Source organism: Streptococcus sp. 121, from assembly GCF_016458205.1.
GTDB lineage: Bacteria > Bacillota > Bacilli > Lactobacillales > Streptococcaceae > Streptococcus.
In genome coordinates, this window is the sequence record NZ_JAEMED010000061.1 from 1 (window position 1) to 8,111 (window position 8,111).

Here is an 8,111-nt window from a genome sequence, read left to right on the forward strand (position 1 = left end):
AAATAGAATACATTTTTAAAAATCGAGAGTCGCACCAAGGGCGGAGTCTACCCTTTTTTAGGGTGCTAAGGTAGCAGACCCATCTTTATTTATAGAAAAGCTTGATCGTTCATAAAAATCATCAGAACTGCAATTGTTTATTGCTTGTTTCTGATGATTTTTTTGATAGTTACGCAAAGATATTCAGGGTATGAATAATTCGGGTTGACTATTGGTAGCCATGTTCTGCACGTCAGAAGAGACCTGACTTGACATACTTGCGGAATCAGCTTTTACCTGTGCTGTACTTGTGCTAGATTTACCAGTAATGGTATCCCACATTCCGCCAAAGAATCCCGTAACACTATCAACAACTCCACTTATTGCTCCACCAACGGCTGACATCATTCCCTCACCAAGACCAACAATCAATTGAACTCCAGCTTCTATTATCTTAGGAAGACCCATGATTAAAGCAACTGCCAGTTGAACAACTAGCTGTATACCAGCCATAATGATTTGAGGAATAGCTTGTCCCAATCCACTCAAGAACGATTGGATAATTTGGACTCCCGCTTGAATAATTTGAGGTAAATTCTGAATCAAACCAGATACCAGAGATACAATCAGCTGAATCCCTGCTTGTAAAATCATTGGCAAATTAGAGACCACACCTTGAATAAAGGAAGTGATAACCTGAGCACCAATCGCCAAAATTGTCGGAATTGCTTGGATGACCCCATTGACTAAGTTCTGGAGTATTTCAATACCTTTAGCTAGGATAGTTGGCATTGCCTGTCCAAGACTCATCAAGAAGTTAGAAACTATTTGTTGAGCCGTTGATAGCAACTGTGGTAGGTTCTGCATAATCCCTTGGACTACATTAGCTAAAAACTCCATACCTAAAGCCAGTAACTGGGGCAGAGCAGTAAGTACTGAATTCAAGAATGTTCCCACAATCGTAATGGCTGAACTAATCAACGAACCAGCATTAGCACCGACACCTTGCACTAGACTAGAGATAAGATTCATACCTGCATTGACAAGTACAGGGAACATAACTGCAAAAGCTTGAGCGAATTTGGCAACCAAATCAGCACCACTTGCAATCAATGCTGGGATTTGACTGGTAATTCCGGCTACTAGAAGCCCGATAATCATCGGTCCTTTTGTAGTCACTACCTGCAATAATTGGTCAATCTGTGCGCCAAATTGACTATTAATCAATCCTACACCAGCAAGAACTAAGCCGAGAATTGCTGCTGGACCAATAGAAGCAAGAGCGAGACTTGCTACACTAGCAATTCCAGAAGTCATCATTCCAAGGACATTCAGACCAATACTTGCTGCATTCGCAAATATCCCGCCTAGTCCAGAAACCTTGGCGGCCAATGCTCCAGCAAATCCTGCTGCTATACTGAAGGTACCAGCCATCATAGATCCAAAACCAGCAATCCCTGCACCTACACTGGCCAAGATTCCGCCTAGACTTCCTAGAGCAGAAACCAGAGGAGTTAGTGCCCCAACTGCGGCTGATGGATTCATCATAGCCCAAGCAGCGACCGCCGCTGGACCGACAGTAGCCAAAGCATCAGCTATCTTTCGAATAGTTCCAAAACTTACACGACCTTTGTTAGCGAACTCATCAAGAGCTTTTCCTAAGCCCGAGAAAAGACTCTGTACAGGAGATAAGAAAGAAAAGTCAAATTTGAAAGAATCTTTTAGTCTCGCAATGGCTCCAACTATATTTGGAACTGTCTTAACAATGCCATCAAATAGTTTGTTAACAGCTTCCTTAACTTTCATTAAGTTATCATAGATAGTTCCTAGACCTTTAGCCTCTGCCGCCTGATCCCACGCTTGAATAATATTTCCAACACCCTTAGTAATAGCATTCTTAATATTTCCCCAAGCAGTACGAATACCTGCAGCGGAAGCTAAGGCCATCTCAGCAAATCCGCCTTGACCTTCATTTAGCTCAATCATCTTTTCAGCGAACTCATCAGCTGTAATCGTTCCATCTGACAAGGCTTGCTTCAAGTCTTGAACACCTTTTTCACCGAACCCAAAAGCTTGGGCCATTTTACTCATCAAGCCTGGTGCGGCTTCACTGATTGAGTTAAACTCTTCAGCTTGGATTTTCCCTGATCCAAGAGATTGATTGAACTGTCTGAGAGCCTGTTCAGCACCTTCAGTTGTTGCACCGTAACCAAGCATGGCATTATTAAAGGCTAGAGCTAACTTAGTCCCTTTTTCAAGACTGCCTGTTGTAATGGATAATTGTTGAGCGCTAGAAACGGCACTATCAAGAGTGGTCGGTAAACCTTCAATCCCTTTTGACAACTGATCAACTGCTGCTTTTGATTCTTGAGCAGAATAACCAAATAAAGCCATGGTCCTTGGGAAACGATTCATAGTATCAACACGACTAACAGCTCCATCGATGGAACTCTTAATCATGTCAATACCTTTTTGGGCTACAGCAAGTAAACTGAAAGCCGATACGATATTCCGAACAGTGCTTCCTAGCTGATTACCAGAACTGCTTGCACTCGCAAACTTAGCACTGATAGACGATAGAACACTAGTTCCTTTTGAACCAAGCGATGAAAAAGCGCCACCTAGTCTGCCAGAGATTTGACTAGCAGCACGACCAATGGAACTAGCCAATCGACCACCTAAGGTGTTTGACATTCTGTCGGCAAAGGAATTAACTTTATTCCCCAAGGAACTAAACATGCTAGACCAAGAGGACATGACAGGATTCAGTACTTGGGAACCAAGCGCTCTAGTTATCTTGCTAGCTACTCCAGTGATCTTTCCTTCCAAAACAGAAACTTTCGATGCCATCGCACCAAAGGCCGCTCCGAAAGGACCAGGTAGTCGTCCGGCTGCACTAGCAAGCTTATTCACAGCCCCTAATAACTTACCAGATATACCACTAGCAAATCTATCGATAACACCAGTGAGTTCTGCAAACATTACTTTTGGACTTGAGAAAGCGTGTTTAAAATCAAATTTGAAAGCCTTGGTTAGTGCTGAATTAACTCGATTTCCAAAGTCTATAGCTTTCTGATGCAAAGTTTGGAAAGCACCACCAAAAGCAGTCGCCATCTTCTGAGCAGCGACTCGAATCGGTTCGGGCAATCTTTGTCCGATATTTGAAATCATCCGTTGGAGTTCTCCAAGGGCAATCTTCAAACTACCAGTGAGGCCTTTACCGATTTTTGAACCCATACTATCACTACTGCTGGCCAACTTAGCCATCAATTGTCCAATCTTCTGAACCATCTGACTTGCACTATTTGCAGCTGCTTTTTGAGCTGCGTCAAATGCTCGCTTGGTCATAGCTTGAATCTCTGACATTGCTCGCTCATAGTCACCAGTATCAGCGCCTATATAGGCAAAAATACTACCGTCAAAACCGGCCATTCTCCCTCCTCCTATCTATTTTTAAAATATTCATTCAGACGATTCACCTTCTCAGCAAAATCATCTGTAGAAGGACTTTGGACACGTCCTTTATTAAAGACAGAGCGAATTTTATCCCTGTCTTTTTTCTTGCTTAGCTTGCTGGCTTTTACAGACTTAGCATTGAGAGTATACCTCATCTCTAAAGCCAAACCGGAGAGCATTTCTCGATACTGGACTTGTTTTAGGTACAAGCCCTCAAGGATTGCTTCTAACTCCCACTTATTACAGGAAAGAATCAATTCAACATCTGTACACCCTGCTTCAGCGCACTCTCTTAAGAGACTGCGCTTTTCATCTTGCCAATAGTTGCGCTGATTGTTTCGACTTGGAAGCTCAGTTCTGTGTCCTCTGGATTTTGTTCCACTTTTGCTTGGTAAAAGGCTAGTGCCTTTTCTAAATTCTCGATATACTTCAAAATTTTCTTTTTGAAAAAACCGGATTCAACCATCTCCTCCTCAATTTCTTGGAAAAGAGCCTCTTGTGGATCTTCTGCTTCAGACTTTTCAAAATACTGCTCAATAGCAGCAATGGCCTCATCTTCTGACACTGCTTTAGCTTTTTTAGAAGCCATAACGATAATCAAATCTACAATCCCCTGGTCATCACGATCAATGATTTTGGTAAACAATGAACCAATTCCGTCGTTATTACGCTTTCCTGTCTGAGTATCACGAGTACCCAACTCTTTGTCAATTTTAAACATTGCTCGATAGTCAAACTTAATATCGACAACTGATTTACCTACTGTTAGTTCCATGTTTTAATTCTCCTTTGTATAAAAAATAAGAGAGGCCATTGGCCCCTCGATTATTGATTTTGTGCTGGTGAACTTGCTTCAGGTCCACGTTCAATAGCATTGTAATCACCAGTTGTCTCACCAGGATTTTGATATTCGTAAACATCTGTGAGCATAGTAATCTCTTCTTGAGTAAGAGGGAATCGTCCATCTTTCAATGCCCCTACTACATCCAATGTATAGGACAATTCGACATAGTCTGTAGTACCAGAAGAACGTTCAACCTCACCAACTTTTGCATAACCAAACTTAGCTGGGTAGGTATCTTTCCCATCTTTGTCTTTTTTAACGCTGTCATCGACAATAACTTCCCAAACCTTTACAGATTTACCTGAACGGGAAGCATCCTCGATAACTTCAACTGATGGATCCTGCGGTGCATAGTAAGAAGTGACTTCGATAGAGTGTTCATCGGTAGACTTTTCAAGAAGACGCCCCTGTTGGGTTTGCTCATCCAGATACTCTCCACCAAGAGTTGTAGTTCCATCTGTACGGTAAGCAGGTAGTAAAGCTGGTGAGCCAATTTCAGCGTCTACAGATTGAATGAAGTAGAAAACTTTACTGCCGACAATCGGCTTACCTGTGGTAATGGAAATATTTGCTTGTTCTTTTTTTGCTTTTCCAGCCATTTCATTCTCCTTTAAATAATTGATTCAGTTAGCCTAATTGCGATGTGATAGACTTCTCGACCAATCGAATCATCCAACATCACTGTTGTGCTAACCCTGGTATTTCTTCCTAGCAATCGGATAGCCTTAAATTTAGTTTCCTCGACCAGTGTTCGACTATTATTTGGTAAAAAAATATCGATAGACACTGTCATATCTTCAATCACCGCTCCTGTTAATGCAGTCTTACCAGTGTCAGAAGTCACTGATCCAATTACCAAAAAAGGCTCCATTTCAGAAGCCTCTGGTAATTTGTAAAAAATCGGAATATCTAAAACCGACAATCGATCGCCAAGTTCTTTTAAAAATTTTGTGGTAGATGAATAAGTCATACTCACCCCTTAAACATAACTTTGAGTTCTCCCATCAACTTAGGATACTCACTCTCCAACGCTGGCATCATAAACGGCTGGGCCGCCATCTTACGAGTACCAAGCTCAACATACACTGAGTAGTGTGCTGGCGATACAACTTTATGAGACAAAAGACCTGAAGGGGCACTGTAGATAGTGTTACTCATCCAACCTGTATCCCAAGGAGCATAGAATTTCGCTTCTCGTTCAACTCGGAGGCTAGACCTCGCCAACACCTTATCCACAGCCCTTTGTGCTTCTCTAGGCTTTTTGCGCACATTCCTTAGAAAACCATCAAGGCCCTTCAATTTGTAAGTAATCATACATAAATCACCGTACTATTCCTGTAGTGTTTCAACCCAGAAATTTTACGTCTCTGTCCTTGATACTCAATCTCACTGAACCCTGTTTTGAATCCCTGGACATGTAGTTTAAATCGGTCTGTTCGATAATTACCAAACATCACCATCTGCTCGTTAGTATTCAGCAGACTCATCATACACGGAACAGGGGCGCTCTTCTTCTTCATGACCTGCTGATCAAGAAAATCCTTTTCTGTCGTTTCTAAAATCAAAACGACCCTATCATTGTAAATCATAGAGCCTCCTCTTAAATAAAACGAGCAATCCCTCTTGGCCGTTTGTTCACAACCAAGTTGGCCAGGATTTCCTCATATCCAGACAAGTAATTAGATTCCCAAGAAAAAGAGCGACCTTCCTCACTATCAGAAGTCGCTCCTTCAGAGTTCAATTTGTTGTATCGCTTCACAGCCACATCTCGAATAATGTAACTGACTGATTCAGGTAGCGCACCCAGGGAAGTTGTTGAGTGGAGGTTTACAAACGCTAATATACGTTCTTCACTATCCCTGATGATGAGATTCAAAAGATCATCTTGAACTGTATCCTCTAGGGGGATACCTTTCAACAATTTTACTTCGTCAAGAATAGCCATCGCTTACCTCACTAACCAGCAGGAGTCGCTGCTGCTTCAATGGTTGCCTCTACAACACCCTCTGGAATTTCAGCAAAGAGCACGTTTGCTCCGAAGAACACAGATTCATAAGTAAGGTTTGAAATCTCACGACCACGAGTTGCGGCAATCAAACCTGTTTCATCTGTGAAATCAGAGAAAAGACCTCCCAAATCAGAAGCATTAACGTTAAGGTGAGCAAAGACAATATTCTCAACCGCAGTAGAGTAAATCTTTCCTTGTGGTACTGATGGCATAACGATGACGTTGGACATACCCAAGAAATTCTTGAGTAGAGTAAATCCAAAGACGTTGCTTGCGTCAGCAAGAACTTTTGTATCACCAAGATACTCAGCTACATCTAGTGGGCTCACAAATGAGACAATTGGAGACCCCTCAAATTCATTGAAGGTGGACAACTTACCCCATGAGTTCGCCAGTGCCTTCTGCAACCCCGCTCCCTTAACCTTGGTAGGTTTCTTTTTAAGGAAATCGAAGAACTGTTCTTTGATTCCATTCTGAATCTCACGCATAATACGATTGTCAGATTCATTGATAGCACGGGAAGCACCATGACGGGCAATGGCTTCTGCAGTTGTTACTCGACGTTTCTTGAACCACTCAACAGTATACTCTTTATCTGGAGTACGAGTAACTTTAGAAAGTGGAATAGTCTCACCTTCACCAGGATTGGTTTTGTTGAGATCAACATCCCATTTATAAGTCTTGATTTTCAAGTCACTTGAAAGAGACTCTTTCCGAGTTACCCCTAGCAAAGTGAGCAAGTCATTAATATTCTTTGAAAAACGATTGACAAAATCAATACTCTTAATTTCGCCAAGGTCTGCCATGACATTTAAATTTTGTTCAGCCATATCTTCCTCCTATTTTTTCGTAAATAAACTTCGATTCTCGGCAATCAAGCGCTGACGTTCATCATCATCTTTAATTGCCATGATCTCTGACTTAGACATGCCAGATGATGTGTTACCAGTCCTAGCGGTCTTTTGAACTAGGCGAGCATTCACCTTCTTTTCGACTTCTTCGTCAAATACCTTACGGAGGGACTCAATATTGCTTTGCACTTCCTCTGCAGTAGGAGCTAACACAATATCCAAGAACTCCGTTGGTAAGCCCTCAGTAGCCAAGAGATCACGAGCTTCAAGACGGAGTTCTTTCTTAGCGATGGCGTTTTCCCGCTCCTGAATGGCTTGCTCACGTTTCTCTTGCTCCTCCTTAGCCCGTTGGTCTTTAGACAACTTAGCTAAACGTTCTCCCTCAGTACGGGCTTCTTCCAAGGCCTTAGCTTGCCCATCTTCCCACTTGGTACGCTCAGCTTTAATCATCTTAGCGATATCCTCACGAGTGAAGAGACGTTCCTGCTTTTCCTCAGTCTCGTTAGATTCTACTTCTTGTTGCTCATCAACTGATGTATTCTGCATTTCTTCTGACATATCTTTCCTCCAGCGATTACGTCGCTACTCGAAAATCTCGTTTTACGTTCGGCAACGAAACAGTGCAACTTTTAACGTCGTTAGCAAAGTTTGGACAAAACAAAAACGACCTATTCCTTGGCCGCTTTCTTCAACTCTTTAATAAAAAACACAATGTACATGATCATGATTGAAACTACAAAAAGCCCAACCGCTAAAGCGACTAGGGCGCTTACAATACTCCAGATTAGTTGTAACATTACTCCTCCTTTCTGCCTCCTTAGTGCTATACTAAAAATACCAATATAGAAAGTCTAGTGGTGAAATGTCAAGTTCAAAGTTCTGAGCAGTTACTCTTTTTTTCAGAAAAAAGGGCGCACTGAAAAGAGCTAGCGAAAAATGATGTTTTTCAATCAATTTTCACTAGATTTTCAAG

The 8,111-nt window shown here is 41.9% G+C and carries 10 protein-coding genes and 1 pseudogene; all 11 read right to left on the reverse strand.

Annotated features, from left to right (window positions below):
* Positions 1-960: 960 nt before the first annotated feature.
* A pseudogene (locus JEQ21_RS10345) lies at positions 961-2,577 on the reverse strand (tape measure protein); the annotation flags it as partial.
* 845 nt (positions 2,578-3,422) lie between these two features.
* Positions 3,423-3,692 carry a hypothetical protein gene (locus JEQ21_RS09320; RefSeq protein ID WP_233340871.1) on the reverse strand — a complete coding sequence of 90 codons (270 nt, stop codon included), beginning with the start codon at positions 3,690-3,692 and terminating at the stop codon, positions 3,423-3,425.
* Positions 3,693-3,727: 35 nt separating this feature from the next.
* Complete coding sequence (locus JEQ21_RS09325; RefSeq protein WP_199365251.1) at positions 3,728-4,210, reverse strand: tail assembly chaperone; 483 nt, start codon at positions 4,208-4,210, stop codon at positions 3,728-3,730.
* Between the two features lie 50 nt (positions 4,211-4,260).
* A complete protein-coding gene (locus JEQ21_RS09330; RefSeq protein WP_199365252.1) occupies positions 4,261-4,878 on the reverse strand; it encodes a phage major tail protein, TP901-1 family in 618 nt (205 codons plus the stop codon).
* Between the two features lie 11 nt (positions 4,879-4,889).
* Positions 4,890-5,249 carry a hypothetical protein gene (locus tag JEQ21_RS09335; protein WP_199365253.1) on the reverse strand — a complete coding sequence of 120 codons (360 nt, stop codon included), beginning with the start codon at positions 5,247-5,249 and terminating at the stop codon, positions 4,890-4,892.
* Positions 5,250-5,251: 2 nt separating this feature from the next.
* On the reverse strand, positions 5,252-5,593 hold the full coding sequence (locus JEQ21_RS09340; RefSeq protein WP_199365254.1) for an HK97-gp10 family putative phage morphogenesis protein: 342 nt from the start codon (positions 5,591-5,593) through the stop codon (positions 5,252-5,254).
* Positions 5,590-5,868: a hypothetical protein gene (locus JEQ21_RS09345; protein ID WP_199365255.1), complete on the reverse strand. Its 279-nt coding sequence runs from the start codon at positions 5,866-5,868 to the stop codon at positions 5,590-5,592. Before JEQ21_RS09345 ends, JEQ21_RS09340 begins: the two co-directional genes overlap by 4 nt.
* 11 nt (positions 5,869-5,879) lie before the next feature.
* The gene (locus JEQ21_RS09350) at positions 5,880-6,224 is read right to left on the reverse strand and encodes a phage head-tail connector protein (protein WP_199365256.1); all 345 of its coding nucleotides are present in this window, start codon (positions 6,222-6,224) and stop codon (positions 5,880-5,882) included.
* Between the two features lie 11 nt (positions 6,225-6,235).
* Positions 6,236-7,117 (reverse strand): phage capsid protein, encoded by an 882-nt coding sequence (locus JEQ21_RS09355; RefSeq protein ID WP_199365257.1) that lies wholly within the window; start codon positions 7,115-7,117, stop codon positions 6,236-6,238.
* 9 nt (positions 7,118-7,126) lie between these two features.
* Positions 7,127-7,696: a DUF4355 domain-containing protein gene (locus tag JEQ21_RS09360; RefSeq protein ID WP_199365258.1), complete on the reverse strand. Its 570-nt coding sequence runs from the start codon at positions 7,694-7,696 to the stop codon at positions 7,127-7,129.
* Between the two features lie 110 nt (positions 7,697-7,806).
* Positions 7,807-7,935: a hypothetical protein gene (locus JEQ21_RS10135; RefSeq protein WP_267904637.1), complete on the reverse strand. Its 129-nt coding sequence runs from the start codon at positions 7,933-7,935 to the stop codon at positions 7,807-7,809.
* Between the last annotated feature and the right edge of the window lie 176 nt (positions 7,936-8,111).